This is a genomic window from Mesorhizobium sp. CA13, from assembly GCF_020165235.1.
GTDB lineage: Bacteria > Pseudomonadota > Alphaproteobacteria > Rhizobiales > Rhizobiaceae > Mesorhizobium.
On the sequence record NZ_JAIUHS010000004.1, the window covers coordinates 430,658 to 456,792 of the forward strand.

At 62.7% G+C, this 26,135-nt stretch carries 22 protein-coding genes and 1 pseudogene; 8 read left to right on the plus strand and 15 right to left on the minus strand.

The annotated features are described in order from the left end of the window. The first annotated feature begins 60 nt into the window (after window positions 1-60). The 4 genes from LB566_RS13505 (at window position 61) to rpmG (ending at window position 3,040) form a co-directional block, all read left to right on the plus strand. On the plus strand, window positions 61-801 hold the full coding sequence (locus tag LB566_RS13505) for an NUDIX hydrolase (protein ID WP_224624737.1): 741 nt from the start codon (window positions 61-63) through the stop codon (window positions 799-801). Between the two features lie 23 nt (window positions 802-824). Then, a complete protein-coding gene (locus LB566_RS13510) occupies window positions 825-2,003 on the plus strand; it encodes an MFS transporter (protein ID WP_140548121.1) in 1,179 nt (392 codons plus the stop codon). 114 nt (window positions 2,004-2,117) lie between these two features. Further along, window positions 2,118-2,576, plus strand: coding sequence for a hypothetical protein (locus tag LB566_RS13515; RefSeq protein WP_224624738.1), 459 nt, complete (start codon window positions 2,118-2,120; stop codon window positions 2,574-2,576). 296 nt (window positions 2,577-2,872) lie between these two features. Next, window positions 2,873-3,040, plus strand: a complete 168-nt coding sequence (gene rpmG / locus LB566_RS13520; RefSeq protein WP_006201775.1) for a 50S ribosomal protein L33 — start codon at window positions 2,873-2,875, stop codon at window positions 3,038-3,040. 90 nt (window positions 3,041-3,130) lie between these two features. On the opposite strand, the gene LB566_RS13525 is transcribed toward rpmG, so the two are convergent. The 9 genes from LB566_RS13525 to LB566_RS13565 all read right to left on the minus strand — a co-directional run bounded on the left by LB566_RS13525 (window position 3,131) and on the right by LB566_RS13565 (window position 13,328). Further along, window positions 3,131-4,198, minus strand: a complete 1,068-nt coding sequence (locus tag LB566_RS13525) for an ABC transporter ATP-binding protein (RefSeq protein WP_224624739.1) — start codon at window positions 4,196-4,198, stop codon at window positions 3,131-3,133. A 3-nt stretch (window positions 4,199-4,201) separates the two neighbouring features. Continuing rightward, window positions 4,202-5,050, minus strand: coding sequence for a carbohydrate ABC transporter permease (locus LB566_RS13530; RefSeq protein ID WP_140548115.1), 849 nt, complete (start codon window positions 5,048-5,050; stop codon window positions 4,202-4,204). Further along, window positions 5,050-5,973, minus strand: a complete 924-nt coding sequence (locus LB566_RS13535) for a carbohydrate ABC transporter permease (protein WP_140548113.1) — start codon at window positions 5,971-5,973, stop codon at window positions 5,050-5,052. Before LB566_RS13535 ends, LB566_RS13530 begins: the two co-directional genes overlap by 1 nt. Before the next feature lie 180 nt (window positions 5,974-6,153). Next, complete coding sequence (locus LB566_RS13540; protein WP_140548111.1) at window positions 6,154-7,431, minus strand: ABC transporter substrate-binding protein; 1,278 nt, start codon at window positions 7,429-7,431, stop codon at window positions 6,154-6,156. Between the two features lie 29 nt (window positions 7,432-7,460). Then, window positions 7,461-8,648, minus strand: a complete 1,188-nt coding sequence (locus LB566_RS13545; protein ID WP_224624740.1) for a PLP-dependent transferase — start codon at window positions 8,646-8,648, stop codon at window positions 7,461-7,463. After that, window positions 8,645-9,379, minus strand: coding sequence for a FadR/GntR family transcriptional regulator (locus tag LB566_RS13550; RefSeq protein WP_224624741.1), 735 nt, complete (start codon window positions 9,377-9,379; stop codon window positions 8,645-8,647). Before LB566_RS13550 ends, LB566_RS13545 begins: the two co-directional genes overlap by 4 nt. Window positions 9,380-9,530: 151 nt before the next feature. After that, the gene (locus LB566_RS13555; RefSeq protein WP_224624742.1) at window positions 9,531-11,021 is read right to left on the minus strand and encodes an FAD-dependent monooxygenase; all 1,491 of its coding nucleotides are present in this window, start codon (window positions 11,019-11,021) and stop codon (window positions 9,531-9,533) included. Between the two features lie 528 nt (window positions 11,022-11,549). Next, entirely contained in the window at window positions 11,550-12,923 is a 1,374-nt protein-coding gene (locus LB566_RS13560; RefSeq protein ID WP_224624743.1) for a PleD family two-component system response regulator, read from the minus strand. Window positions 12,924-12,956: 33 nt separating this feature from the next. Beyond that, window positions 12,957-13,328: a response regulator gene (locus LB566_RS13565; RefSeq protein ID WP_140501538.1), complete on the minus strand. Its 372-nt coding sequence runs from the start codon at window positions 13,326-13,328 to the stop codon at window positions 12,957-12,959. A 236-nt stretch (window positions 13,329-13,564) separates the two neighbouring features. On the opposite strand from LB566_RS13565, the gene LB566_RS13570 reads away from it, so the two are divergent. Beyond that, window positions 13,565-13,864 (plus strand): DUF3572 domain-containing protein, encoded by a 300-nt coding sequence (locus LB566_RS13570; protein WP_224624744.1) that lies wholly within the window; start codon window positions 13,565-13,567, stop codon window positions 13,862-13,864. Window positions 13,865-14,012: 148 nt separating this feature from the next. Here LB566_RS13570 and LB566_RS13575 read toward each other — a convergent pair whose 3' ends face one another. After that, window positions 14,013-15,530: a hypothetical protein gene (locus LB566_RS13575; RefSeq protein ID WP_411910473.1), complete on the minus strand. Its 1,518-nt coding sequence runs from the start codon at window positions 15,528-15,530 to the stop codon at window positions 14,013-14,015. Window positions 15,531-15,615: 85 nt separating this feature from the next. Then, window positions 15,616-16,203: a GNAT family N-acetyltransferase gene (locus LB566_RS13580; protein WP_224624745.1), complete on the minus strand. Its 588-nt coding sequence runs from the start codon at window positions 16,201-16,203 to the stop codon at window positions 15,616-15,618. A gap of 65 nt (window positions 16,204-16,268) precedes the next feature. Here LB566_RS13580 and LB566_RS13585 point away from each other — a divergent pair, with 65 nt between their 5' ends. Further along, window positions 16,269-17,597 carry a DNA polymerase IV gene (locus tag LB566_RS13585; protein WP_224624746.1) on the plus strand — a complete coding sequence of 443 codons (1,329 nt, stop codon included), beginning with the start codon at window positions 16,269-16,271 and terminating at the stop codon, window positions 17,595-17,597. Between the two features lie 65 nt (window positions 17,598-17,662). Here LB566_RS13585 and LB566_RS13590 read toward each other — a convergent pair whose 3' ends face one another. Next, window positions 17,663-18,169 (minus strand): hypothetical protein, encoded by a 507-nt coding sequence (locus tag LB566_RS13590; protein WP_224624747.1) that lies wholly within the window; start codon window positions 18,167-18,169, stop codon window positions 17,663-17,665. 179 nt (window positions 18,170-18,348) lie between these two features. Here LB566_RS13590 and LB566_RS13595 point away from each other — a divergent pair, with 179 nt between their 5' ends. After that, window positions 18,349-19,230: a DMT family transporter gene (locus LB566_RS13595; protein WP_140562437.1), complete on the plus strand. Its 882-nt coding sequence runs from the start codon at window positions 18,349-18,351 to the stop codon at window positions 19,228-19,230. A gap of 29 nt (window positions 19,231-19,259) precedes the next feature. On the opposite strand, the gene LB566_RS13600 is transcribed toward LB566_RS13595, so the two are convergent. The 3 genes from LB566_RS13600 to LB566_RS13610 form a co-directional block, all read right to left on the minus strand. Then, window positions 19,260-20,063 (minus strand): ion channel, encoded by an 804-nt coding sequence (locus tag LB566_RS13600; protein ID WP_224624748.1) that lies wholly within the window; start codon window positions 20,061-20,063, stop codon window positions 19,260-19,262. A 67-nt stretch (window positions 20,064-20,130) separates the two neighbouring features. After that, the gene (gene dnaE, locus LB566_RS13605; protein WP_224624749.1) at window positions 20,131-23,658 is read right to left on the minus strand and encodes a DNA polymerase III subunit alpha; all 3,528 of its coding nucleotides are present in this window, start codon (window positions 23,656-23,658) and stop codon (window positions 20,131-20,133) included. Between the two features lie 113 nt (window positions 23,659-23,771). Beyond that, complete coding sequence (locus tag LB566_RS13610) at window positions 23,772-25,784, minus strand: acetyl/propionyl/methylcrotonyl-CoA carboxylase subunit alpha (protein WP_224624750.1); 2,013 nt, start codon at window positions 25,782-25,784, stop codon at window positions 23,772-23,774. A gap of 202 nt (window positions 25,785-25,986) precedes the next feature. On the opposite strand from LB566_RS13610, the pseudogene LB566_RS13615 reads away from it, so the two are divergent. Further along, a pseudogene (locus tag LB566_RS13615) lies at window positions 25,987-26,135 on the plus strand (S-(hydroxymethyl)glutathione dehydrogenase); the annotation flags it as partial.

Consider the following 26,135-nt stretch of genomic DNA (forward strand, 5'->3'; position numbering starts at 1 on the left):
GCAACATGCCAACCGTCAAGGCTACTTTCGCATGCAAGACGTTTCCGCTAGGTCCTGCGCATGGAAGGAATGACCAAGGCGGACGTCGACAGGCTCGACAAGGGTCTGGCCACGCATGGCGGCCGGGCGATTCGTCCACGCGATGCCGCGACCCTGATCCTGCTCGACGGCAAGGCCAACGACTTGCGGGTCTTGATGGGTCGCCGTCATGCCGGTCACGCCTTCATGCCGGGCAAGTTCGTGTTTCCCGGCGGCCGTACCGACCCGGCAGACAGCCGCATCCCCACCGCCACCGCGCTGCATCCCGAGCAGGAAGCAAAGCTCATCGCCGGCCCCGGCCGCACCAGCGAGGCGCGTGCCCGCGCCATCGCCTTGTCGGCCATCCGCGAGACCTATGAGGAAGCCGGGCTGCTGATCGGTCGCAAAGGCGCCTTCGCCACCGCAAGGGCCGATTGGCAAGGCTTCGCCGAACACAGCGTGCAACCCTCCCTGGACATGCTGCGCTTCATTGCGCGCGCCATCACCCCGCCCAACCGGGTGCGCCGCTTCGACACCCGCTTCTTCTGCGCCTGGCGCGGCGACGTCGCGGTCGAACTGCCGGGTGGCGGCCCGACCAACGAACTCGAGGAACTGGTCTGGCTGCCGCTTGCCAAGGCCAGAGAAGCCGACATTCCCGACATCACCCGGATGATCCTGGACGAGCTGGAAAGCCGCCTCGCCCATGATCCGCTGTTGCGCCCGGGCGGTCCCGTGGCCTTCTACCGGCTTGTCCGCAACCGCTTCACCCGCGAAATTCTGTAGATCATCGAGTATTCAGACATAACATGACGGTCGATACCCAACCAAAGGGCGACGAGCGCGTACACTGGCTGCCGATGGTGGCGGCGATCTCGTCGATCAGCGTCGTCGGCATCGCCATCGGCCTCGGCATGCCGCTGCTCAGCGTCATCCTGGAAACGCGCGGTCATTCGGCCTCGATGATCGGCCTCAATACGGCCGTCGCCGGCCTGGCCTCGATCGCCGGCGCCCCGCTGGCCACGCCGCTCGCCATGCGCTTCGGCGTTGCCTGGACGATGATCGCCATGATTGCCGCCGGTGCGCTGGCCTTCGTCGGCTTCCACTTCGCACCCGATTTCTGGATGTGGTTTCCGCTGCGCATAGTGCTGCACATCGCGCTGACGGTGCTGTTCATCCTGTCGGAATTCTGGATCAGCACCTCGGCGCCACCGCACCGGCGAGGCCTTGTGCTCGGCATCTACGCCACCGTTCTGTCGCTCGGCTTTGCCGCGGGACCGTGGCTGTTCGCCCATCTCGGCAGTTCCGGCTTCAGGCCGTTCGGCGTCATCATCGCCTTGGTGACGCTGGCGGCGATACCGGTGCTGGCCGCGCGCAACGAAAGCCCCGCCATCGTGGCGGAGAGTGAAACCAGCCACTTCCTGCGCTACATCTGGCTGGTGCCGACCGCCACCTTCGCCGTGCTGGTGTTCGGCGCCGTCGAGACCGGCGGTTTCGCCCTGTTCCCGGTCTATGGCAGCCGGATCGGCTACTCCGAGGCCGATGCAGCGTTGCTGCTGACCATGATCGGGCTCGGCAACGTGCTGTTACAGATCCCCATCGGCATGATCAGCGACCGCGTTTCGGACCGGCGCCATCTGCTGCTCGCCTGTGCCATCGTCGGCCTCGCCGGCACGGTGTTCATGCCTTTCTTTGCCACGAACTGGCATTTGATGGCGGCCCTTCTCTTCGTCTGGGGCGGTGTCGTCGCGGCCATGTACACGATCGGCCTCGCCCATCTCGGTTCGCAACTGTCCGGCCATGAACTGGCATCGGCAAACGCCGCCTTCGTGCTGTGCTACGGCGTCGGCATGGTGCTGGGCCCGCAGGCGATCGGCATCGGCATGGACAGTTTCGGGCCCTCCGGATTCGGCTGGTCGCTCGGCCTGTTCTTCGGCGCCTATATCGCCCTGGTCTGCTTCAGGCTCGTCCGCAAGATCCTGCTGTAGCACCCCGCAGTCGAGTGCCCTTATCCGCCGCGCCGCGGCAGATGCTGACAGAACCGTGTCAGGAGCGTCCGGTTAAAAGAGTGTCCCCTGATACCCGAAGTTGAGGACACTGCCATGATCGACAGCGGCTTTGAGACCACATCACTGCGAATGACGCTTCTGCTGCTTGTAACCTTCCAGGCTCCGGCCTCGGACGTGGACCGCATCATGGATGCGGTGGTTGCGATCGCCCCGCTGGTCATGGGCAAATATGATCGAAACGCCTACCAGTCGGCGCATGGCATCGAGCGCTACCGGCCACTTGACGGCGCGGCCGCCGGCGCGGAGACCGAATTGCGGCGGCGCCCCGGGACGGTCGAGGTTTCGTTCGAACTGCCCGATGACCAGGAATTGGCGGCGCGCGTCGTCGAAGCGATCTTCCAGGCTCACAGCTACCAGGAGCCGGTGATCCGCATTCAGCCGGTCCTTGCCAGCCGTTCCAAGGGGCTGGACGACCGCGCCAACCCGAATCGCTGGTGGAACACCACGGGAGATTGGAAGAAAACCATCGTTCTGGAGGCGGAACACGTGTGAATGCCGACAGGCATTGGCTTCCGTGACGGCCGCAAGGACGCGCCCGGGCGTAGGTAGCTAATCAAGTGTCCGGTTTGGTGATACGCTGTCCGCTTCACCCTAGCCTCCGGTTGCTGGCGACAAAACCGGACAATTCACGTGGCACCTAATCCGGACAACTCATGTGCTTACGACACAAGGGCGCGCCGGGCTTGACTTTCCGGGCGCGTTCTTTATGTGTCGCGGCAAGTTTCCCGCGTCCGGGTGTTTTCCCGTGCTCCAGCGGCCAAAACCCCACGAACAAACGGACTGATACCATGGCCAAAGCCGCAAACATCAAGATCAAGCTTCTGTCCACCGCCGACACCGGTTTCTTCTACGTGACCAGCAAGAACAGCCGCACCAAGACGGACAAGCTGTCGTTCCGCAAATACGACCCGGTCGCCAAGAAGCACGTCGAGTTCAAGGAAACCAAGATCAAGTAATCTGGTTTTCCAGGAGAATGCAAAAACGCCGCCCCATCGGGCGGCTTTTTTGCATTCAATATGGTCTTGGCCGCCCGGCAGGCGGGACCCCTACCCTATCCGGTCGCCGCTTTTCGGGTCGAAAACATGTAGTGCCGCCGGATCGGCCGATAGCCGCACCGTCTCGCCAGGCTTCACGCCGGCGCGGCCCATGGCGAACGCGCAAAGCTGCTGGCCGGCCAGCTTGACGTAGAACTGCGTCGAAAGGCCGAGCGGCTCGACCACCACGACTTCGCCTCGCAGCGTGCCGTCATCCGCCAGCCTTATATGCTCAGGCCGCAAGCCGACGGTAACCGCATCGCCTTCCCTGAGCGGCAGGCTATCCGGCAATCGCAGTTTCTGGCCATCGGACAGCACGGCATCCGTCACGCCACCCTTTTCGACACTTGCCGGCAGGAAATTCATGCCGGGCGAGCCGATGAATCCGGCGACGAACATATTGGCCGGGCGATCGTAGAGGTCGAGCGGCGCGCCGACCTGCTGGACGACGCCGTCATGCATGACGACGATGCGATCGGCCATGGTCATGGCTTCGATCTGGTCATGCGTGACATAGACGGACGTGGTCTTCAGTTGCTGGTGAAGCGCCTTGATCTCGGCGCGCATGTGCACGCGCAGCTTGGCGTCGAGGTTTGAAAGCGGCTCGTCGAAAAGAAAGACCTTGGGATCGCGCACGATCGCGCGGCCCATGGCGACGCGCTGGCGCTGGCCGCCGGAAAGCTGGCGCGGCAGGCGTTGCAGGAAACTGTCCAGCCCGAGCCGCCTTGCGGCGCCGTCGACACGCGCGTCGATCGCCCGCTTTTCTGCATTCCTCAGCATCAGGCTGAAGCCCATGTTCTTCGACACGTCCATATGCGGATAGAGCGCGTAGGACTGGAACACCATGGCGATGTCGCGGTCCTTCGGCGCGACGTCGTTGACCAGCCGCTCGCCGATACGGATCTCGCCATCGGAAACCTCTTCCAGGCCGGCGATCATGCGCAGAAGCGTCGATTTCCCGCAGCCGGACGGACCGACGAGGACGACGAACTCGCCGTCGGCGATGTCGAGGTCGACCGCGTGCAGCACACGCACGGCGCCATAATCTTTGCGGACCTTTTCCAGCGTAACGGAAGCCATCGATTATCCCTTCACGGCGCCGGCGGTGAGGCCGGTGACGAGATAGCGTTGCAGGAAGCCGAAGAAGATACAGACCGGGATCAGCGCCAGGATCGACGCCGCCATCATCTGCCCCCAGTCTACGGCGAACTTGCCGATGAAGGTCAGCAGGCCGACGGCGAAGGTCTTCTTGTCGTCGCTTGAGATCAGCATCAGCGCGAACAGGAGTTCACTCCAGGCAGCGGTGAAGACAAAGCCGAGCGTGGCGCCCATGCCGGGCAGCGTCAGCGGCACGATCACCCGGCGCATCGCCTGCGCGCGTGTGCAGCCGTCGATCATCGCCGCCTCCTCCAGGTCCTTCGGTATGCCGTCGAAGAAGGACTGCATCAGGAAGGTTGCAAACGCGGTGTTGAAGGCGGTGTAGATGATGATCAGTCCGGTCAGGCTGTTGATCAGACCGATCTGGCCCATCACGCGATAGATCGGTGGAATGACCATGACTAGCGGGAAAGTCTGGGTCAAAAGCAACATCAGCGCCAGTGCCGCCTTGCCGCGAAAGGTGAAGCGCGACATGGCGTAGCCGGCGAGCGTGGCGATGACAGTCACCAGTGCCGCCGTCGAAACCGAGACGATGACGCTGTTGAGGAAATAACGCGGAAAGTCGGTGGCCTCGAGCACGGTGACGAAGTTCTGCAACGTCATCTGCGACGGCCAGAAGCTGATGCCTTCGGAATAGAGAAGCCGTTCCGGTGTAACCGATATCTTCAGGGTCCAGAAGATCGGGAACAGGGCGAAGATCACATAGGCCGCGATCGCCGCATAGAGCCCGACGCCGCCGAAGAAGCGCTGCGAAGATGAGCGTCCCGCGATCATCAGACGTGCCTCACCAGAGAGCGACGGATGGCGATCAACGCAATCGCATAGGCTATGAGCAGGACGAGCAGCAGCACGGCAACCGCCGATGCGTAGCCCTTGTCCAGCGACTTGAAGGCGCTGACATAGATGTAGACCGGCACCGTATTGGTCGACCCGGCCGGCCCGCCCTCGGTCATGACGAAGATCAGGTCGGCGAAAGTGGCGATCCAGATGGTGCGCAGCATCACCGTGATGGCGATGGTCGGCGCCAGGAACGGCAGTGTCACCTTGGTGAAGCGTTGCCAGGGCGAGGCGCCGTCGATCGCCGCCGCCTCATGCAGTTCCGCGGGAATGGATTTCAGTGCCGCCAGCAACGTGATGGCAAAGAACGGGATGCCGAACCAGACATTGGCGACGATCGGCCCCCACATGGCCGTCGCGGGATCGGAGAGAATGTTGGTCGGCTCGGCCTTCAGCCCCAGCGCGAACAGCCAGTGCGGCAGCGGCCCGATGATCGGATTGAACAGCCAGGCCCATGTCAGGCCCGACAGGAAGGACGGCACCGCCCAGGGCAGGAACACCAGCGCTTGCACGAGTTTACGGCCGTGAAACGGCTTGTCGAGCAGCAGCGCCAGGCCAAGGCCGAGGAAGAACTGGAAGAACAGGCTGGAGACCGTCCACCACAGCGTATTGACCAGCGCCTGGCCGAGCACGGCATCCGACAGCATAGCCTGATACTGCCCGAGCCCGACATATTCCGACTTGAAAGCCGAAAACTTACGGAACGAATAGCTGATGCCGATGACCAGCGGCACCAAAAGCACCACGACCAGCAGGATGATCGCCGGGCTTAGATAGAGCCAGGGTTCGGTCGCAGCGTGCGTCAGCCGCTTCTTTCGAGGCTTGCCGGCGGGTCGTATTTCGGAAACGGCATAGGTCATTGGCACTCGCGGTGAAGGGTGGATGCCGGCGTGGCAACAGCACCCTTCTCCCCGTTCAACGGGGAGAAGATGCCGGCAGGCAGATGGGGGGCAGCGCTGAGTTGACGGAACCTGGCGCAGCCTCTCATCCGGCCCTATCGGGCCACCTTCTCCTCGTGAACGAGGAGAAGGGAAGAAAAGCTACTTCTTGTTCTTCGCCATCCAGTCCTGCTGTTCCTTGGTCAGGAAGGCAGCCCATTGGTCGGCAACCTCCTTGGCCGTCTTTTGGCCAAGCAGCACTTCCTGGAAATTCTTGATCGCCACCTGGTCGACGAAATTGCCGAGGTTCTCCAGATGCGTCGGCGGCGTCACCATTTCATATTTGGCGCTGTCGCTGAGCTCGGTGAACCAGCCCTTGAACTGCTCGGTCTTGAAATGGGGATCCTGGTCGGCGCCGTTGTGGATCGGAACGACGCCGACTTCCTTGGCCCATTCGAGATTGTCCTTGGGCGACAAAAGCGTCGCCATCAGCTTCCAGGCGTCGTCCTTGTGCTGGGAATTGGCGAACATCGCCCAACCGGCATAGCCGAGCGTCGGATAGGACTTGCCGCTCGGACCAACGGGGAGCGGCGCCACGGCGAAGTCGTCGGCGCTCATCTTATCGGCGATACCCAGCAGCGCGTCCGGATCCTGGTTGAGCATGGCGCAGGTGCCGGAATAGAAGCCGGTGACGGTTTCGTTGAAACCCCAGCTCACCGCGTCCTTGGGCGCCAAGCCCTGCTTGTACATGTCGGCCAGCATCTGCAGGCCCCTGACCGAGCCCTCCTCGTTGATGGTCGAGGTGCCGTCCTCGTTGAAGTATCCGCCCTTGCCCTGAGCGATGTTCATGAACATGTGCATGCCGTTGAAGGCGCCGGGTCCGCCGCGCAGGCAGTAGCCGTATTTGCCGGGAATGGCGGAGATCTTCTTGGAATCGGCGACGAACTCGTCGAGCGTGGCCGGCGGGCCGTCGAGGCCGGCTTCCTTGAACAGCTTCTTGTTCCAGAACAGCGCGTTCACATAGTAGCCGTACGGGATCATGAACTGGGTGTTGTTGACGGTCGAGCCGAACTGCTTGGCGCGCTCGCCGAGCGTCTTGGCATCGTTCCATTTGGCCATATACGGACCGAGATCCTCAAGCTGGGCATTGTTGGCGTAGAGGCCCATCCAGCGTTCCGGCATCTCGACCACGTCGGGCGTATCGCCTGCCTGCACCATGGTCAGGAACTTTTCGAAAGCCTGGCCCCAGGGCAGCGAGATCAATTCGACCTTGATGCCGGGATTGGCCTTTTCGAATTCGGCGATTTGCTTCTTCAGGAACTCCGTACGCGGCGGGCTGGTGATGACTTCGACCATTTTCAGGGTCGAATCGGCCAGCGCGTCTCCGGCGGAAATCGCCAACCCCGCAACGGTGGCAAGCATGACGGTCAGTTTTTTCATCTTCAAGACTCCCATTTTGAAGCGGCTTGTTATTTTCTGGCTTTTTCGAAGGCCTGCGCCACGTCGGCCCACAGGTCCTCGACATTCTCCAATCCGACATTGAAGCGGATGGTTCGGGGGCTGACGCCGAAGCGCGCCATCGAATTCAGTCCCGGCGTCTGCTCCAGCGACGCCTTGGCCGGCACGACCAGGCTCTCATGGCCGCCCCAGCTCACGCCGATGCGGAAGTATTTCAACGCATCGACGAAGACGGGGATGTCGATATCCTCGGTGACCTCGAAGGAGAACAACCCCGCGTAACCAGCAAGCGTCGCCTTGCCCGGATGGTTCGAATAGGCGGGGTGGTTGACGCGCTCGACATTGCCGTGCGCCTTCAGCCGCTCGGCGATGGCGAGCCCGCTCTTCATGTGGTGCGGCAGGCGCAGCGGCAGCGTGCGCAGCCCGCGCAGCAACAGCCAGGCCTCGAAGGGCGAAAGCTTGCCGCCGAGGTAGGAATAGGTCTGCTCGTTGATGTGCTTGATGTGGGCGGCCGAGCCTGCCACCACGCCGGCGACCGTATCGCTGTGGCCGCCGAGATATTTCGATGCCGAATGCAGCACCAGATCGACGCCATGCGCGATCGGCTTCTGGAACACAGGCGTTGCCCAGGAATTGTCGATCGTGGTGACGATGCCCTGCTCCTTCGCCAGTCGGGTCAGGTGAGCCAGGTCCTGCAGCTCGAACATCATCGAGGTCGGGCTCTCCAGATAAAGCAGCCTGGCGCCCGGAAGTGCCGCCGCAACGGCGTCCGGGTCAGAGCCGTCGACATAATCGACCTTGATGTTGAGCCGCGGCAAAAGCCGCTCGAACAGCCGATAGGCATCACCATAGCAATTGCGCACCGCAACGATGCGCTCGCCGGCGCCGACGAAAGCGAGCACCGTGGCGCTGATCGCCGCCATGCCGCTGGAAAAACCACGCGCAGCCTCAGCCCCTTCGAGGGCCGCAACGCGCGCTTCGAATTCCATCACCGTCGGATTGTCGCCACGCGAATAGATCGGCTGCTTTCGTTTGCCGGCAAAGGTGTCGGCCATCTCGGCATAGTTGGCGAAGGTGAACAGCGAGGTCTGGTAGATCGGCGGCACCACGGCGCCGCCCGGGAAAGGCTCGTCATGCGCCAGAAGCGTCGCCGCCTCGGCAAGATAGTCGTGATCGAAACCTGAGGGATGTTCGTTCATGTCTGGCTCGAAAGTTTGAGTTTGGCCGCGCCGCGCTTCAGGTCGTCCTCGACGGTGGCGATCAGCTTGAGCGCCTCGGCGCGGGCGCCGTGCGGGTCGCGCGCGGCGATGCGCTCGTAAATGGTCCGATGATAGGGAAAGCTGGCGTGGCCGAAGTCGCGCACGCCGAGCGGATGCTCCCAGAAGCGGTGAAACAATTCGTGCATGGCGGCGATGATCTGCTCGAACAGCGGGTTGCCGGAAACCTTGTAGATCGCCTGGTGGAACTCCCAGTCCTCTTCCGAAGACATGCCTTCGCGCGTGCGGAACGCCTGCTCCATGATGTCGAGCTTGCGCTCGATTTCGGCGATGTCGGTCTGGCTCGCGCGTTCGGCGCAAAGGGCGGCGGCTTCCGCCTCCAGCGCGCGGCGGACTTCAAGCGTCCGCATCAGGCTGGTGAAGTCGTTGCCGCCCGCAAGCGTCAGCGGCAGATGCAACATGTCGGGCGAAACGGCTGCCTTGAGATAGGTGCCGCTGCCTTGCCGGCGCTCGACCAGCCCGAGCCCTTCCCAGCGCGTCAGCGCCTCGCGCACCGTGTTGCGGCTGACCCTCAGCCGCTCGGCCAGAATGCGTTCGGTTGGCAGCCGCTCGCCCGGCTGGAGGGCTTCGGCACGAACAAAGCCTACCAACGCCTTCAGCACGGCGTCGTCACGCGCCGTCGTCTGAATAGGTGGCAGGCTGTTTTGATCCATGCGCGTTCCAAGTGGTCCAATGGTCCAACCAATTCCTGCACAGATGGTACCTCCTGTCAATGGGATGTCAGGAGACCTGACGCCGTAAAAGCTCGCAATGCGTGCCAAGCAGACGTTTGCGGCAGGTCTCGCCAGGCCAGCCTCGACCCTGCTACGCCACAGCAGCGGGCGGCCCGAACCAGGTGGTCAGCGCATCGGCCAGTCCCTGTTGGCTTCCGGAACCAACCCATGCCACGTACCCGTCGGGGCGGATCAGCACCGCGTCGGGCCCGGCGACGGCCCCGAGAACTGGCAGCTCCCAGTCGCCGTGATACACGGCGTCGACCTGCTGGACCCGATCCGCCCACGGCTTGATGTCCAGCCTGCCGGGCGTGCCGAGATTGATCAGCACCGGCCGGGCATGGTGCAGCAAGGTAAACAGCCGCGCCGGCCCGCTGGCGGTGAGCAGATCGAGATCGGGCATTCGCCGCCCAAGCAACGAATGCCGCTCGCCCAAGTCGTAACGAACGTCCAGGCCGGACATTTCGGCCGCGATGCGTTTGCGAGGCTCGTCCATGCCGAGCAGTTCGGCAATGGTGTCGCCCAGAGCCTTGGTGCGGTCATCCATGCGCCGAAGCGCGACCTGTGCCATCGTGTTGCGCAACACGCGGGCGGCGACCGGATGACGCTCGGCTTGATAGCTGTCGAGCAGGTTGTCGGGTGATGTCCGCTTGACGACCTGGGCCAGTTTCCACCCCAGGTTGACCGCGTCTTGCACACCGATATTGAGCCCCTGCCCGCCCATCGGAGGATGGACATGCGCCGCGTCGCCGGCCAGCAGGACGCGCCCGACGCGGTAAGCGGCAGCCTGACGCGTCATATCGGTGAACCGCGACATCCAGGTCGGGTTGTGGACGCCGAAATCGGTGCCATAGATAACGGTGAGCGCCTCGCGGAGATCGCCCAATGTCGGTTCACCACCGATGATCAGTTGTCTCTCGGTCAGCACGACACCCACCCTATCGCTTTCCTCGATCTTGCCTATCGCATGGGTTCCTTGGGCGTCGCTGCGAAAGCCCAATGGCGGTTCTTCCGACATCTCGACCTCGGCGATCATCCAGCTCATCGTCGGATCCCATCCGGCGAACTCGATGCCCGCCGCCTTGCGGATCGTGCTGCGTCCTCCGTCGCATCCGACGAGGTACTGCGCCTTCATGCGTTGGCCATCGGCAAGCCCCACATCCACGCCACTGTCGTCCTGCATGAAATCCGTGACTTTCTGTCCGCGATGGATCGGCACCCCCAACTCGCTGATCCAGTCGGCCAATATCCGCTCGATGTGGTTTTGCCGCAGCGCCAGCAGATAGTTGTGCCGGCTGGGAAAATCGCTGATGTCCAAACGGATCATGTGGAAGCCGACGGTCGGGAAGCATCGCCCCTGGGAGAGAAACCGGTCCGCGATCCCGCGCTGGTCGAGCACCTCGATTGTGCGTGCGTGCAGGCCACCCGCGCGCAAGCCAATCAGCTGCTGGGTCGGGCGCCGCTCGACAATGCCGACATCGATGCCCGCCAACGCGAGTTCGCCTGCCAGCATCAATCCTGTCGGGCCGCCCCCGGCGACAATCACCGCATGATTTCGCGATCCATCTTTCGGTGCACGCATTCCGTCACTCCGCTCCCATTGGCCAGGGCCGCGGTTTTACGGGAGGAACCCAGGCTTGAAGCAAGCCCCCTGGGCGCCATATGTATGAAGTGAGGAGCGACGTTCCCTGCCGAATGGCAGAGAGCGTGGGGCGCAGCTCTTCACATCGCGGCTCGCCTCCACAGTCCAAAAGCGCTGTCGATATCTCGTGCGCAAAAAGCCCGTGATTTCCGGAGCTTGGCGCAGAATCCTGATGCTATTTTGAAAGGGGGCCGGTCGGCGTTTGGCAGCGGTACGAGGAGGCCACTATGTGCCAGCGCCGGCCGGCCGACCCCACGGACCCAGGAGATGCGGCGGACCTGAGCATCATGGGGTATTTTTTGATCGACCCGGCTGTCTGTCCTCGTGCCGGCGTCGCTCTGTCTGTGGCCGCACATTTGCGCAAGAGCTTATGAAAAATCAACAGTTTCTTAACCAAGCCTCGCGAATCGCTTGGATTAAGGTAAATGGGTAACCTTGCCGGATTGACGGATACTCTTATTCGGTCCGTCAGGCAGCCTTGGCCACGACGCGGTTACGGCCACCGCTCTTGGCCTCATAGAGCGCCAGATCGGCGCGTTTCATCAACGCCGCCACCGTATCCACCCCCTTCAGCACCGACGAGACGCCGACGCTGACGGTGACCTCGATGGCCTTGCCGTCGGGCCCGATGGCGAACGGCATCTGGGCAATTTCGGCGCGGATGCGTTCGGCCACCTTTTCGGCGATCGCTCCATCGGTATCAGGCATGACCACGACGAACTCCTCGCCGCCGAACCGGCAGGCCAGATCGATGCCGCGCACGTTCTTGCGCAGCCGCCGCGCGAATTCCCGCAGCACCTCGTCGCCGCCGTCATGGCCATGCGTATCGTTGATCGACTTGAAGCGGTCGAGGTCGGTGATCATCACGGACAGCGGCCGTCGGCGCGCCACGGCGCGGTCGAATAGCGTCTGGAGATGGCTGTCGAGATAGCGGCGGTTGTGCAGCCCGGTCAGCCCGTCGGTCACCGCCATTTCGATCGTCTGCGTCACGCTGGCGCGCAATTGGTCGTTGTAGCGCTTGCGGCGCACCTGGGTGCGCAACCGCGCCGTCAGTTCCTGCTGGTCGATCGGCCGCATCAGATAGTCGTTGATGCCGAGCTCGAGGCCACGGATGATGCGCTCCTCCTCGCCCTCCTCCGCCAGCAGGATGATCGGCAGGAAGCGGGTGCGATCGAGCGAGCGCAGTTGCGAGCAGAGCCGAAGCGGATCGAAATTGGCGAAGCTCGTCGAGATCATCACGCATTCATAGGGGGTCTCCGCCGCCTGGAAGAAGCCGGCATGCGGATCGCTGGCGACATCCAGGTCAGCACAGTCGCGCAGCATCTTCTGGACGCGCTCGATCGACGATTTGCGCTCGTCGATCAGAAGCACTTTCGGCGTCGTGTCCTCGGAGGCGAAATTACGGCTGAGCAACTCTTCGATGCCGATGTTGCGCGTGGTCGAGGCGCGCAGCCGCAACTCGTCGGTCAGCGATTTCAGCCTGACGAGGCTTTTGACACGCGTCATCAGTTGCAGGTCGTTGACGGGTTTGGTCAGGAAATCGTCGGCGCCGGCCTCAAGCCCGCGCACCCTGTCGGAAACCTGGTCGAGTGCGGTGATCATTACCACTGGAATATGCGACGTCGCCGGATCGCTCTTCAGGCGGCGGCAGACCTCGAAGCCGTCCATGTCCGGCATCATGACGTCGAGCAGCACGACATCGACCTTGCCGTTCTCGCAGGTCTCGATTGCATCCGGGCCGTTGGTAGCGGTCAACACCTCGAAATATTCGGCCAGCAGCCGAACCTCCAGCAACCTCACATTGGCAGGGATGTCGTCGACGACGAGGATCCGAGCGGTCATTTCACAAGGCTCCGGCTTTGGCGGCAAGGCGCATCAGGAATCACCTAGGTAGGACTTGATGGTTTCGATGAAGCGCGGCACCGAGATCGGCTTGGAGATGTAAGCTTCGCAGCCGCCCTGGCGAATGCGCTCCTCGTCGCCCTTCATCGCGAAGGCGGTGACGGCGATGACCGGGATGACGTGCAGGTCGTCATCTTCCTTCAGCCATTTCGTCACCTCCAGCCCCGACACTTCAGGCAACTGGATATCCATCAAAATGAGATCCGGCCGGTGCTGACGCGCCAGATCGAGCGCTTCCAGACCGTTGCGGGTGCGAACTGTCTCGTAACCGCTTGCTTCGATGAGGTCCCGAAAGAGCTTCATGTTGAGCTCATTGTCCTCGACGATCATGACCTTCTTAGGCATCGATATCCCGTCCCGGCCGCTGTTCCGATCGAAGGCAGCCGTTATGCGCCCTTCCGGAACGCACCAAACCCTGGTCGACTCTACGGCAATATGATTGACGAAACGGAAACCTGCGGCGAGAAAAGCTGCTCCGCTTCCACCTCGGGCCCCGCACTGAAGAGGTAGTGACTTGCCGCAAGCGACGCTTGCCATTACTGCGGAAGAGACTCACATTCCGCATACCCTGAAAGGTAATGATGGCAAACGCAGCGTCAATGCGCGAAGAGGCCGAAACCATTGCCGTGAAGGCTCTGGCCTTCGTCGCCTCGGATCCCGAACTGCTGCCTCGCTTCCTGGCGATCACCGGCATCGAGGCGCATTCGATCCGCAAAGCCGCCGGCGAGCCGGGATTTCTGGCCGGTGTGCTGCAGTTCATTCTCGCCCACGAACCCACATTGCTGCGTTTTTCCGAGGAAACCGGCACGCCACCGGCTTCCGTCGGCAAGGCATTGCGCGCGCTGCCGCTGGGCGACGACAATCACGAGCATTCGATATGAGCGACAATCTCAAGACGGTGCCGCCGATCGCCAGGCCGCTCGAAGTTTGACGCTTGTCGCCCGAACGGATGAACGACATGATAAAACGAAGGCTTGAACGCGACGCCTCACTTCATCCGAACGCGACGCGCTTTGGTGAGCCGAGTGGTTACGGTGTCGGATCCGCCTGGTCCATGTCGTCGCCGCTGTCGCCGTCGTCGATGCTGTCGTCTTCAACAGGATCGGCCGGCTTCAGCATAACGCCATTGACAATGACCGAACCGTCCGGCTTGGCGTTGATGGCCCATTCCATGCGGCCGTCCGTCAAGGTCTTGCCGAACCCTTTCACCATCAGGGCCACAGGCACGTACTGCGCCACCTCCGGTTCCGATTTCGCCGCCTCCTGCAGGCTCTCGACGATCTTGTCGAAGCCGGCCACGTCCACCGTCACATTGGCTTCCGGCTTCTCGCCAGGAAACGTCATTTCGCCTTCCAAGGCGATTTCGGTATCCTTGTTCTTGATGGTGCTATGGCCAATGACGACCTTCGGCGTCTTGGCCATGAAGTCGGCTTTGAGCTGCTCCCCGAATTCGGCCGAAAGAGGCGGATTCTTATTGAGATCAAAGGCCTCGATTGCCTTCTTCGCCATGCTGTCGAGATCGATATTGGCGCCGCCGAAGTTCAGGTCGATATCGGTCGGCAGCAGCGCCATGCTCCAGCTCGGCAGAAGCTGCTGCGGCACGGTCAACCCAGACGCCTTGATCCCGTAGCCGAGCGTACCGCTCTGGGCGACGCCTTCCATTCCGAAGGCGGTGCTGAGCTGCGCCGCGCCGAACGTGCCGACCGGGCTCTCGACCGCGAAATCCTTGAACCCGTATGTCCCGTCGATGCGCTCCCACACGGGAAGTGCGGCGAGCAGAAGCGATTTGAGCTGCGCCTGGTTGGCTTTCAGCGTGGCTTCGTTCTCATTGGCGACGGCAAATGCCAGGAGATCAAGCAGCGGCTTGGTCTGCACGCCCTTGCCTTTGGCCTCCACAGACAGTTCTGGTGATTTGACGGTGACCGGGAATTTCAGTCCGCTTTCAGGATCGTCGAACTTGATCGCCTCGACAAAGTTCGACACTTTTTGCGACATCGTGAAATCGACGCCGCCATTGGTAGCCTTGGTGGCGGCCATGGTCGCGGTGCCGGCGTCGGCGCTGATTTCCATGTGCTGCTTGGCATCTTGCGAGGCCATCGTCATGCCCGCCATCGAACTGGTGCCGCTGGTAAAGGCCGCCAGATTGGGGTCGTAGACACCGGAACCCTTGCCGTCCTTGATCGAAAATTGCGTGCTTTGCAGCCCCTGCGGCCCGTTGAACGCGAAGGACGCGCTTTGCGAAAGATCCATCGAGACATCCCAGGTCCCGTCGCTGCGCGGCTTGACCAGCAGGGCGTAGGGCGCAAAGTCGAATTTCAACAGCTTCTGGTCGGGCAAGGTGCTGGCGAGCGCCTTGAAATCGAACACGATCTTGTAGGCGCCGCCTTCGACCGAAACCTTCAGAATGCCCTTGTCGAGTGCCTGTTTGCCGACATAGCGGGACAGGTCCTCGGATAGTTGCTTGGCACCCTGGCTGTCGACGCTCTGGCCGAAAGCGGGCGCGCTGAGCAGAAGCGCGGTGAAGGCGATTGGCAACATCCGGTTCACGTAGAATTCTCCGTTTGGTCGAAAAGGCAAAATCGTATCCTGCCTCTGGTAGGGAAAGACCGTCGCAACTGCAAGACGGCGAAGTTCAGGCGCTCGGCTCCAGCACCAGCCGCATCAACGGCCGGCCCGCCTTGCGTTCCAGGAGCCGCTCAAACCCGGCCTTCTCGAACACGCGCGACGAGCCCACGAACAGCCCGATGGAGCGTGAATCCTTCGACAGGTCTATCGGGCAGGCTTCGACCATTCGCGCGCCGTTCCTGCGGGCGAAATCGATGCCGCCTTCGACCAGGCGATGGCTGATGCCCCGGCCCCGCGCCTTGGCGCGGATGAAGAAACAGGAAATCGCCCAGACGCCTGGATCCGATGCATCCGCGGGATCGACCGGAGCCGAGCCCCGGCCCCGGTTGTTCCATTCGGGCACGTCGGCGCGCGGCCCGATCTGCATCCAGCCGATTGCCTTGCCGTCCTCGAACGCCAGCATGCCCGGTGGCGGGCCTGCTTCGATGCGCGCCCGGATGTGGTCCTTGTTGCGTTCGCGGCTGCTTTCGCGACGGACCGCCGGCGCCAGCCGGAAATGCGTGCACCAGCAGCCGTAGCAGGCGCCCTGCTTGCCGAAGAGATCTTCGAATTCAGGCCAGAGCTCAGGCGTCAGCGGCACTATGGTCGTGCTCATGCGTTCTCCCCAGGCCAAGCTTGTCCCTGGCCTTGCACTGTCGTACCATTGCATTTGTTCTCTTTATGTTCGCAGCGATGGCGGCTCCTGTCAATAATCCTGATCACGGTTTCTGCCGCGACTGCCTGGCCTTTCAGCGCAGCGATGCCAGGCGCTGCGAGCGATGCGGCAGCCCCAGGCTTGCCCGTCATCCCGAACTGTACCGGCTGCATCTGGCCCATATCGACTGCGACGCTTTCTATGCGGCGATCGAAAAACGCGACAACCCGGCACTGAAGGACAAGCCGCTGATCATCGGCGGCGGCAAGCGCGGCGTCGTCTCCACCGCCTGCTACATCGCCCGGATAAGGGGCGTACGTTCCGCCATGCCCATGTTCAAGGCGCTCGAGGCTTGCCCCGAAGCGGTGGTTGTCCCGCCCAACATGGAAAAATACGTGGCCGTCGGGCGCGAGGTGCGCGCCATGATGCAGGCGCTGACGCCGCTGGTCGAGCCGCTCTCGATCGACGAGGCGTTTCTCGACCTTGCCGGAACCGAACGGCTGCACGGCCTGCCGCCGGCGGTGGTGCTGGCCCGTTTCGCGCTGGCCGTCGAGAAGGAGATCGGCATCACCGTTTCGTCAGGTCTGTCCTACTGCAAGTTCCTTGCCAAGGTGGCGTCGGATTTCCGCAAACCGCGCGGCTTCTCGGTCATCGGCGAAGCGGAAGCCGTGGGCTTCCTGGCCACGCAGCCGGTGAACATGATCTGGGGTGTCGGCAAGGCATTCAGCGCCACGCTCGAACAGGATGGCATCCGCACCATCGGCCAGCTCCAGAAGATGGACCGCGGCGACCTCATGCGCCGCTATGGCGTGATGGGCGACCGGCTCTATCGGCTCTCGCGCGGCGAGGATGTCCGCCGCGTCGATCCCGACCAGGACGCCAAGAGCGTATCAGCCGAAACCACTTTCGATACCGATATCGCTTCGCTGGACGAGCTGGTCTCGGTGCTGCGAGGCCTTTCGGAAAAGGTCTCGGCGCGGCTGAAAAAGTCAGGCATCGCCGGGCGCACGGTGGTGCTCAAGCTGAAGACGCAGGATTTCAAGATCCGCACTCGCAACCGCCAGCTCGGCGACCCGACCCGGCTTGCCGACCGCATCTTTTCGACTGGCGTCGAGCTGCTGCGCAAGGAAACCGACGGCACCAAATACCGGCTGCTCGGCATCGGCGTCAGCGATCTTTCCGCCGATGACAAGGCCGATCCGCCCGATCTGGTCGATGTCCAGTCGCGCAAGCGGGCCATGGCGGAAGGCGCCATCGACGCGCTGCGCGACAAGTTCGGCCGCAAGGCGGTGGAAACCGGCTATACGTTCGGCAAGGGCCGGGACACCCACCCGCCAGAGCCGCTGGAAGACTAAGCTTAAACGGGCTGCTGAAGAAGGCCGCAGTGTGGCAAAGCGCGTCACAACGCTACCGCCGCCCGCTAAGTTCGGGTTAGGTCTATCCTGCTCGTCACCATGCTCTTGCCGGTTTTCGGATCAGTGTCGATGACCGTCAGCCGCATGCCGTTCTCGCCTCGTTTCTCGACTTTCATCTGCGCCTTTCGGTCACCATTGACCTCCTTGGCCCAACGGATGCCGAGATTGATCGCGTTGCCCGAACGGGTGCCGTTCAATTGCGCAGGCCCGGTACGAGACCCGATATAAGTGCCGCTATATTTCGCTCCGGCAGTCCTCAGGTCCGCGCTGATGGCGCGCGTCACCACGATAAGCCCTCGGCAATTGCCATCGAGCGACAATGAGGTCGATGTCGCGTTTGACCTGAACGTGCAGGACACATTCACCGTCGGCGCGTCGGTGGTCACCTTGACGATGCCCTTGCCGGTGAAATTGCCCTTGAACGACTGGAGAAATCTGGACTCGTCGGCATGTGCCGCGCCTGCCGTGACCAACAGAGAGCCAGCAAGCGCAAATTGCGCAAATGATCTCATCGAAGTTCTCCTATCGACTTTGAAAGGCACCTGCAAAGCACTTCCGATATTCGGAACTCAACGCTACCTACCGTGCCAGGTTCCGCCTTCAACATGACTGTTTTGCAACATCCGGCTGGCCCAGAAGAATGCGGCTGCTAGTGGTTGCGGCAAAAGCCACGGCCTGCGACATAGCGGAAATGGCACCCACACCTTCCATCCCCAAGGCAGCGTTCTGGATGGCGCTATCGATCGCCTCGTTCCTGGCGATGTCGGTCGCGGGCCGCGCCACCACGGCCGAGCTCAACGTTTTCCAGGTGCTGGAGCTGCGCTCGGTGATCGGCTTTTTCATCCTGCTGCCGCTGGTCATGCAAAATGGCGGCTTTGCCGCCATGCGCACTGGGCGCCCCCTCGCCCATGTCACGCGCAACGTGGTTCACTATACCGGCCAGGCGGCGTGGCTCTACGCTCTGACGCTGATCCCTTTGGCGGTACTGATCTCGATCGAATTCACGACGCCGATCTGGACGGCGATCCTTGCGGTCACCTTTCTCGGCGAAAGGCTCACCCGGCCGAAGCTCGGGGCCGTGGCGCTCGGGCTGATCGGTGTTGTGATCATCGTGCGCCCAGGCGTCGGCTCGGTCGATCCGGGACATCTGGTCGTGCTGGGCGCGGCTATGTGCTTCGGCATCTCGCTGGTCCTGGTCAAGTCGCTGACGCGGACCGACAGCGTTGTGCGAATCATCTTCTGGATGTTGATCATCCAGTCGGTGCTCGGCCTGATCCCGGCGCTCTACGAATGGCGTAACCCATCGCTCGAGCTGTGGCCGTGGATTCTGCTGATCGCCTTCACCGGCATGTCCTCGCATTTCTGCATGGCGTGGGCGCTGAGCTACGCCGATGCCACCGTCATTTCGCCGATGGATTTCCTGCGCGTGCCGCTGTCGGCATTGATCGGCTGGCTGCTCTACCAGGAGCAGATCGATGCCTTCACCGCAGGCGGGGCATTGCTGATCCTGATGGGCAATATGCTCAACCTGCAGCGCAGGCAGCCAAAGCCGGCGCAAGCGGCGGCATCGTAGCCCGCCCAAAAGTCCCCTCAAGCCATCCCTCAGTCACTACTGTCGGGTATGTTGAGGACATGCCCGCATGCCTTGCAGTGAACGGCGTCCGGCTCATGCCGTTGCAGGCCGCATTGCGGACAGGGAAAGAACACCTTTGCCGGTCGAAAGATCGCCTGCGCCAGCCTGACGAACAGCGATATGCCGATGATCATGGTCACGATCGCCGTCAGTTTCCCCGCCATTCCCGGCAGCACGATGTCGCCGAACCCGGTCGTGGTCACCGTCGCGACGGTGAAGTAAAGCGCGTCGATGTAGCTTTCCAGCCCCGCTCCGCTGCGGAAGAAGAAAGTGTAGACGAAACCGGTGATGACGAAGAGAAAGGTCAAAAGATTGATGACCGCGTGGCTCGCCTCGCGCCAGGGCCTCAGACCACGCATCTCGAAATGCCGCCAGATCGAACCGCTGCGCGACAGCGACCACAGCCGCAGGATGCGCAGAAAGCCGAGATTGGCGAGCGCTGTCGGCATCAGCAGCGTCAAAAGGATGAAAATATCCACCCAGGACGTCGGCTGTTTCATCAGTCGCAGCATGTCGTTCGAGGCAAGCAGCCTGGCTACCAGGTCGGCCGCCACAAGCGCCGCCACCGCATAGTCGAGCCACAGGAACGAGGCCGTTTCCTGGACGAGGGGCGTGGCGATGAAGAAGCCGATGATGGCGAGGTCGATAATGACCGCCACCAGTTGGAAGCGGAACGCCGCCGGCGTGCGGCCGTGGTAGAGCTTGCGCAACGTGTCGCGCAGCCGCGCCATTGTGGAACGGTCCGGCGATCCGCCGCTGTCTTTCGTTTTCATGGCAATTGCGGTGACTTGAGCGGCGGATGCCGCCCGGCGGATTGCCACCAGTCCCCGGAAGTGGCGATCACACCAGCTCCACTTCGACCACGCCTGGCACGGCGCGCATCGCCGAGGCGATTTGCGGCGAGACGCGGTACCCCCCCTGCAGGGCAATCTCCACCTCGCCCTGCGCTTCTTCCTTGATGACGATGATGCTCACCTGACTTTCACCACGCTGGGTAAGCTGTGACTGAATGATCGAGGCTGGCGCATCGTTTCTGACGAAGATGCGCAGCGCCTTCTGGATGCGGCTGGCCTCGTCCTCGAGCGACTGCACGGTCTGGATGCGCAGGTTGACGCCCTCCGGCCTGTCCTCCGCCGCCACGGTGATGACCACGGAGCGGCCCGGCTCCAGCATGTCGCGATACTGCGCCAATCCTTCGGAAAACAGCACCGCCTCATACTGGCCGGACGTGTCCGAGAACTGCACCACGCCCATCTTGTTGCCGGTCCGCGTCTTGCGCTCTTGCTTGGTGGTCACGGTGCCGGCGAGGCGCCCTGCTGTGGCACCGCGCTTGACCGCGGCCGAAAACTCCGCCCAGTTCTGCACCCGCATCTTCTGCAGCGCCGCCTTGTACTCGTCCAGCGGATGGGCGGAGAGATAGAAACCAACCACCTGGAATTCGCGGTGCAGGCGGTCGGCGGCGAGCCACGGTTCGGTCACCGGCAGGTTGAGCGCCTGCGACTGCGCCCCCAGGGATGCGCCGAAGATGTCGGCCTGGCCTGAGACGGCGTTCTGCTGCGCCAGCGACGCCAGCCCCATCATCCGCTCGACGCCAGCCATCATCGCGGCGCGGTCATGGCCGAAACAGTCCAGCGCACCGGCCATGATCAGGCTTTCGAAGACGCGCTTGCCGACAATTTTCGGGTCGACCCTTTCGCAGAAATCGGCCAGGCTCTTGAACGGCTTTTCGCCGCGCATGGCGACGATATGCTCGACCGCCGCGTCGCCGACGCCCTTGAGCGCGGCCATCGAATAGTAGATGCGGTTCTCCCCGACCTCGAAGGGACGAAAGCTTGATATCACCGACGGCGCCACCACCTCGATGCCGAGGCGCAGCGCATCCTGGCGGAAATCGGCGAGCTTGTCGGTGTTTCCCATGTCGAGCGTCATCGACGCCGCCAGGAATTCGACCGGATAATGCGCCTTGAGATAGGCGGTCTGGTAGGAGACGACGGCGTAGGCGGCCGCGTGCGATTTGTTGAAACCGTAGTCGGCGAACTTTGCCAGCAGGTCGAAGATGAAGTCGGCCTGCGGCTTGGCGACGCCGCGTTCGACCGCGCCCGAGACGAAGCGCTCACGCTGCTTGTCCATCTCGGCGCGGATCTTCTTGCCCATGGCGCGGCGCAGAAGGTCGGCTTCGCCGAGCGAATAGCCAGACAGCTCCTGCGCGATCTGCATGACCTGTTCCTGGTAGACGATGACGCCTTGCGTTTCCTTCACCAGATGGTCGATCTTGGGATGGATCGAGGCCATCTCCTCCTCGCCATGCTTCCTGGCGTTGTAGGTCGGGATGTTCTCCATCGGCCCCGGCCGGTAGAGCGCGACCAGCGCGATGATGTCCTCGATGCAGTCGGGCCGCATGCCGATCAGCGCCTTGCGCATGCCGGCACTTTCCACCTGAAACACGCCGACCACTTCGCCGCGCGACAGCATGGCATAGGTTTCGGGATCGTCGAGCGGGATCGTCGCCAGGTCGATGTCGATGCCGCGGCGGCGAATCAGCTTCACCGCCGTCTCCAGCACGGTCAGCGTCTTCAGGCCGAGAAAGTCGAACTTCACCAGCCCGGCCTGTTCGACATATTTCATGTTGAACTGGGTGACCGGCATGTCCGAACGAGGATCGCGGTACATCGGCACCAGTTCCGACAGCGGCCGGTCCCCGATGACGATGCCGGCGGCGTGCGTCGACGCGTGGCGATAAAGGCCTTCCAGCTTCTGTGCCATGTCGAGCAGCGTCTGGACGATCGGCTCCTTTTCGGCCTCCTCGGCAAAACGCGGCTCGTTGGCGATGGCGTCCGCCAGTTTCACCGGATTGGCCGGGTTCTGCGGCACCATCTTGGACAGCTTGTCGACCTGGCCGTAAGGCATCTGCAGCACGCGGCCGACATCGCGCAGCACCGCGCGGGCTTGCAGCGTTCCAAAGGTGATGATCTGGCCGACCTGGTCACGTCCATATTTCTGCTGGACATAGCGGATCACCTCTTCGCGGCGGTCCTGGCAGAAGTCGATGTCGAAATCGGGCATCGACACGCGGTCCGGATTGAGGAAGCGCTCGAACAGCAGCGAGAAACGCAGCGGATCGATGTCGGTGATGGTGGTGGAATAGGCGACCAGCGATCCCGCACCCGAGCCGCGCCCCGGCCCGACTGGAATGCCTTGCGACTTGGCCCATTTGATGAAGTCGGCAACGATCAGGAAGTAGCCCGGGAATTTCATCTTCTCGATGATGCCGAGCTCGAACTCGAGCCTCTCGCGGTATTGCTCGACCGTATAGCCTGGCGTCGGTCCGTGCGCGGCAAGCCGGGCCTCCAGCCCTTCGCGCGCCTGGCGGGCGAGTTCGGCGGCCTCGGCCTTCTCGGCTGCGTCCTTGTCGGACGCGTCGCCGCCAGTGAAGCGCGGCAGGATCGGGCTGCGGGTTTTCGGATAATAGGAGCAGCGCAACGCGATCTCGACCGTGTTGTCGATCGCTTCAGGCAGGTCGGCGAACAACGCCGCCATCTCAGCCTGGCTACGCAGGAAATTGTCCGGCGAAAGCCGGCGGCGATTGTCCACGGCGACGACCGAGCCCTCCGCTATGGCGATCAGCGCATCATGCGCCTCATAATCGTCGCGCGACGAGAAGAACGCCTCGTTGGTGGCGACGAGCGGCAATTCGTGGGCATAGGCGAGATCGATCGTGGAATGTTCGATCAGCCGGTCGTAGCCGGAAACGCGTTCCAGTTCGACATAGAGCCGGTCGCCGAACAGGGCTTTCAGGGTCGACAGCCGGGTCTCCGCGAGATCGCGTCGATCCTCCTTCAGAGCCGCGCCGATAGGACCGCGGGGACCGCCGCTGAGGCAGATCAGCCCGTCGGCGTGGCCCTCCAGCATCTCGCTGGTCAGATGCACCGCCTCGCCGGGTGGCGTTTCCAGATAGACGCGGCTCACCAGCCTGACCAGATTGGAATAGCCGGCTTCGGTCGCCGCGATAAGCACGACTGGCCGCATCTCGGGCCCTTGCCGGCGGCGGTCGCGCTGGCCGTCGACGTTCTCGCCGGAAAAGGCGAGCGCGATCTGGCAGCCGATGATCGGCTGGATGCCGTCCTTCACCGCCTTCTGGGCAAATTCGAGCGCGCCGAACAGATTGTTGGTGTCGGTGACCGCGATAGCCGGACACTCGTCCTTGACCGCATGGCCGACGATCTTGCCGAGTTGGAGCGCGCCTTCCAGCAGCGAATAGGCCGAGTGGACGCGAAGATGCACGAAAGGACGCGCCGGCGCTTCGGGCGCCGCCGCCTTCACGGCCGCTTCGCGCAGCAAGGGGTCGCGTGGAAGTCTGTCATCCGCCATGGTTTTTCGCGTTTCCCGAAGGACTTGAGTCGATCAAGATGTATTGTCCGGCACCGGGCGATGCCAGTCCAGCACAAACGACCATCGGCCACAGGCTTCCGCCCGCGCCCGCTTCAGGCAAATTCCATGATCACCGCATCGACGGCCAGGCTGTCGCCCGGCTTGACGTTGAGTTTCGCCACCACGAGATCGCGCTCGGCGCGCAGCACGTTCTCCATCTTCATCGCCTCGACGACGGCCAGAGTCTCGCCGGCCTTGACCTCCTGGCCTTCGGCGACGGAGATCGACACGACGAGGCCGGGCATGGGACATAGCAGTAGGTTGGACGTGTCGGGCGCCAGCTTTTCCGGCATCAGCTTTTCCAGCGCGGCAATGCGCGGCAGCATGGCGCGCGCCGTCACGGAAAGCCCTTTCCAGGCGATGCGAAGGCCGTTTGGCGCCGGGCGCAGTTGCGCCACCATTTCGCGGCCACCGACGCTGCCGCGCCAGACCAGTTCGCCCGGCCGCCAGGCCGACGAAACCGTCAGCGGCTTGCCGCCCTCGATGGACAAGTCGACCTCCATCGGAATGGAGATCATGCCCTCCAGGATGGACGCGGACAGATAGTCCTTGCCGATCTTCACCACCCAGTCTCGCTTGAGTGCTCCCGAATGCGGCGCCAAGCGCCCGCCCAGCCGGTCGAGCCGGTCGCGGCGCAGCAATTCGACCAAGGTGGCGACCGCCGCCAACACGGCCTTGTCGTCTTGATCGGGCAGGATCGGCCCAAAGCCGTCGGGATATTCCTCCGCGATGAATCCGGTCGAAATCCGCCCTTCCCGCCAGCGCGGATGCTGCATGAGCGCCGCCAGGAACGGGATGTTGTGCTCGATGCCGTCGACGACAAAACTGTCCAGCGCTTCGGACATCGCGTCGATTGCCTCCAGCCGGGTCGGCGCCCAGGTGCACAGCTTGGCGATCATCGGATCGTAGAACATCGAAATCTCCGATCCTTCGGTGACGCCGGTGTCGTTGCGGATGACGACGTCGCCGACTTGCCCTTCCTGTGGCGGGCGATAGCGCGTCAGCCGGCCAATCGACGGCAGGAAGTTGCGATAGGGATCCTCGGCATAGAGCCGGCTCTCCACCGCCCAGCCATTCAGTTTCACGTCGCTTTGCTTCAAGGCGAGCTTCTCGCCGGCGGCCACACGGATCATCTGCTCGACCAGATCGATACCGGTGACAAGCTCCGTCACCGGATGCTCGACCTGCAATCGTGTATTCATTTCAAGGAAATAGAAGTTTTTCTCAGCGTCGACTATGAATTCCACCGTGCCGGCGCTCTGGTAGTCGACAGCCCTGGCCAGCGCTATCGACTGCTCGCCCATGGCCTTGCGTGTCCTGGCATCGAGAAAAGGGGATGGCGCCTCCTCGGCTACCTTCTGGTTGCGGCGCTGGATCGAGCATTCGCGCTCGCCGAGATAGAGCGCGTTGCCATGCGCGTCGGCCAGCACTTGGATCTCTATATGGCGTGGATCGACGATGAACTTCTCGATGAACACGCGGTCATCCCCGAACGAGCTCTTGGCCTCCGAGCGCGCCCGGTCGAAGCCGTCGCGCACTTCCGATCGGTTCCAGGCGATGCGCATGCCCTTGCCGCCGCCGCCGGCCGAGGCCTTGATCATCACTGGATAGCCGATCTCTCCGGCGATCTTCTGAGCATGGTCGGCGTTCTCGATGACGCCGAGCCAGCCGGGAACTGTCGAAACATTGGCGGCGTTGGCGAATTTCTTCGATTCGATCTTGTCGCCCATGGCCTTGATGGCCCTCGGCTTCGGCCCGATGAAGACGATGCCTTCCTTCTCCAGCGCCTCGCAGAAGGATGCGCGCTCGGACAGGAAGCCATAGCCGGGATGCACGGCCTGAGCGCCGGTCGCCTTGCACGCCGCGATGATTTTCTCAGGCACGAGATAGCTCTGCGCGGCTGGCGACGGTCCGATATGCACCGCCTCGTCGGCCATCTCGACATGCACGGCATCGCGATCGGCGTCGGAATAGACAGCGACCGTGGCGATGCCCATCCTGCGCGCGGTCTTGATGACGCGGCAGGCGATCTCGCCACGGTTGGCGATCAGGATTTTGGTGAACATGCGGGCAATTCCCCTCCGGCGGACGGTCCAGTTCTATGGATTATGTCACTATGTCTCAAGTACCGTGTGTTTAGCGCAAAAGTCCGCGCTCAAGGGGTGTGCTATCTGCGTCAAGAAAGCCGATATTTCGTCTCATCTAACAGTTGATGGGCCGGCCAAAACCTGAAAGCCTGAGCGCAAAATTGCGTTGGAGGATTGCCAGATGAAAACCCGCGCCGCCGTGGCCGTTGCTGCCGGAAAGCCGCTTGAGATCATGGAGGTCGACCTTGACGGTCCGCGCGAGGGCGAGGTGCTGGTCGAGATCAAGGCGACCGGCATCTGCCACACCGACGAGTTCACGCTGTCGGGCGC

What these genes read in the sequence shown, in the direction of transcription:
- LB566_RS13505 (WP_224624737.1), top strand. Translation starts at nt 61, where the DNA reads ATGGAAGGAATGACCAAGGCGGACGTCGACAGGCTCGACAAGGGTCTG.
- LB566_RS13510 (WP_140548121.1), top strand. Translation starts at nt 825, where the DNA reads ATGACGGTCGATACCCAACCAAAGGGCGACGAGCGCGTACACTGGCTG.
- LB566_RS13515 (WP_224624738.1), top strand. Translation starts at nt 2,118, where the DNA reads ATGATCGACAGCGGCTTTGAGACCACATCACTGCGAATGACGCTTCTG.
- rpmG (WP_006201775.1), top strand. Translation starts at nt 2,873, where the DNA reads ATGGCCAAAGCCGCAAACATCAAGATCAAGCTTCTGTCCACCGCCGAC.
- LB566_RS13525 (WP_224624739.1), bottom strand. Translation starts at nt 4,198, where the DNA reads ATGGCTTCCGTTACGCTGGAAAAGGTCCGCAAAGATTATGGCGCCGTG.
- LB566_RS13530 (WP_140548115.1), bottom strand. Translation starts at nt 5,050, where the DNA reads ATGATCGCGGGACGCTCATCTTCGCAGCGCTTCTTCGGCGGCGTCGGG.
- LB566_RS13535 (WP_140548113.1), bottom strand. Translation starts at nt 5,973, where the DNA reads ATGACCTATGCCGTTTCCGAAATACGACCCGCCGGCAAGCCTCGAAAG.
- LB566_RS13540 (WP_140548111.1), bottom strand. Translation starts at nt 7,431, where the DNA reads ATGAAAAAACTGACCGTCATGCTTGCCACCGTTGCGGGGTTGGCGATT.
- LB566_RS13545 (WP_224624740.1), bottom strand. Translation starts at nt 8,648, where the DNA reads ATGAACGAACATCCCTCAGGTTTCGATCACGACTATCTTGCCGAGGCG.
- LB566_RS13550 (WP_224624741.1), bottom strand. Translation starts at nt 9,379, where the DNA reads ATGGATCAAAACAGCCTGCCACCTATTCAGACGACGGCGCGTGACGAC.
- LB566_RS13555 (WP_224624742.1), bottom strand. Translation starts at nt 11,021, where the DNA reads ATGCGTGCACCGAAAGATGGATCGCGAAATCATGCGGTGATTGTCGCC.
- LB566_RS13560 (WP_224624743.1), bottom strand. Translation starts at nt 12,923, where the DNA reads ATGACCGCTCGGATCCTCGTCGTCGACGACATCCCTGCCAATGTGAGG.
- LB566_RS13565 (WP_140501538.1), bottom strand. Translation starts at nt 13,328, where the DNA reads ATGCCTAAGAAGGTCATGATCGTCGAGGACAATGAGCTCAACATGAAG.
- LB566_RS13570 (WP_224624744.1), top strand. Translation starts at nt 13,565, where the DNA reads ATGGCAAACGCAGCGTCAATGCGCGAAGAGGCCGAAACCATTGCCGTG.
- LB566_RS13580 (WP_224624745.1), bottom strand. Translation starts at nt 16,203, where the DNA reads ATGAGCACGACCATAGTGCCGCTGACGCCTGAGCTCTGGCCTGAATTC.
- LB566_RS13585 (WP_224624746.1), top strand. Translation starts at nt 16,269, where the DNA reads ATGTTCGCAGCGATGGCGGCTCCTGTCAATAATCCTGATCACGGTTTC.
- LB566_RS13590 (WP_224624747.1), bottom strand. Translation starts at nt 18,169, where the DNA reads ATGAGATCATTTGCGCAATTTGCGCTTGCTGGCTCTCTGTTGGTCACG.
- LB566_RS13595 (WP_140562437.1), top strand. Translation starts at nt 18,349, where the DNA reads ATGGCACCCACACCTTCCATCCCCAAGGCAGCGTTCTGGATGGCGCTA.
- LB566_RS13600 (WP_224624748.1), bottom strand. Translation starts at nt 20,063, where the DNA reads ATGAAAACGAAAGACAGCGGCGGATCGCCGGACCGTTCCACAATGGCG.
- dnaE (WP_224624749.1), bottom strand. Translation starts at nt 23,658, where the DNA reads ATGGCGGATGACAGACTTCCACGCGACCCCTTGCTGCGCGAAGCGGCC.
- LB566_RS13610 (WP_224624750.1), bottom strand. Translation starts at nt 25,784, where the DNA reads ATGTTCACCAAAATCCTGATCGCCAACCGTGGCGAGATCGCCTGCCGC.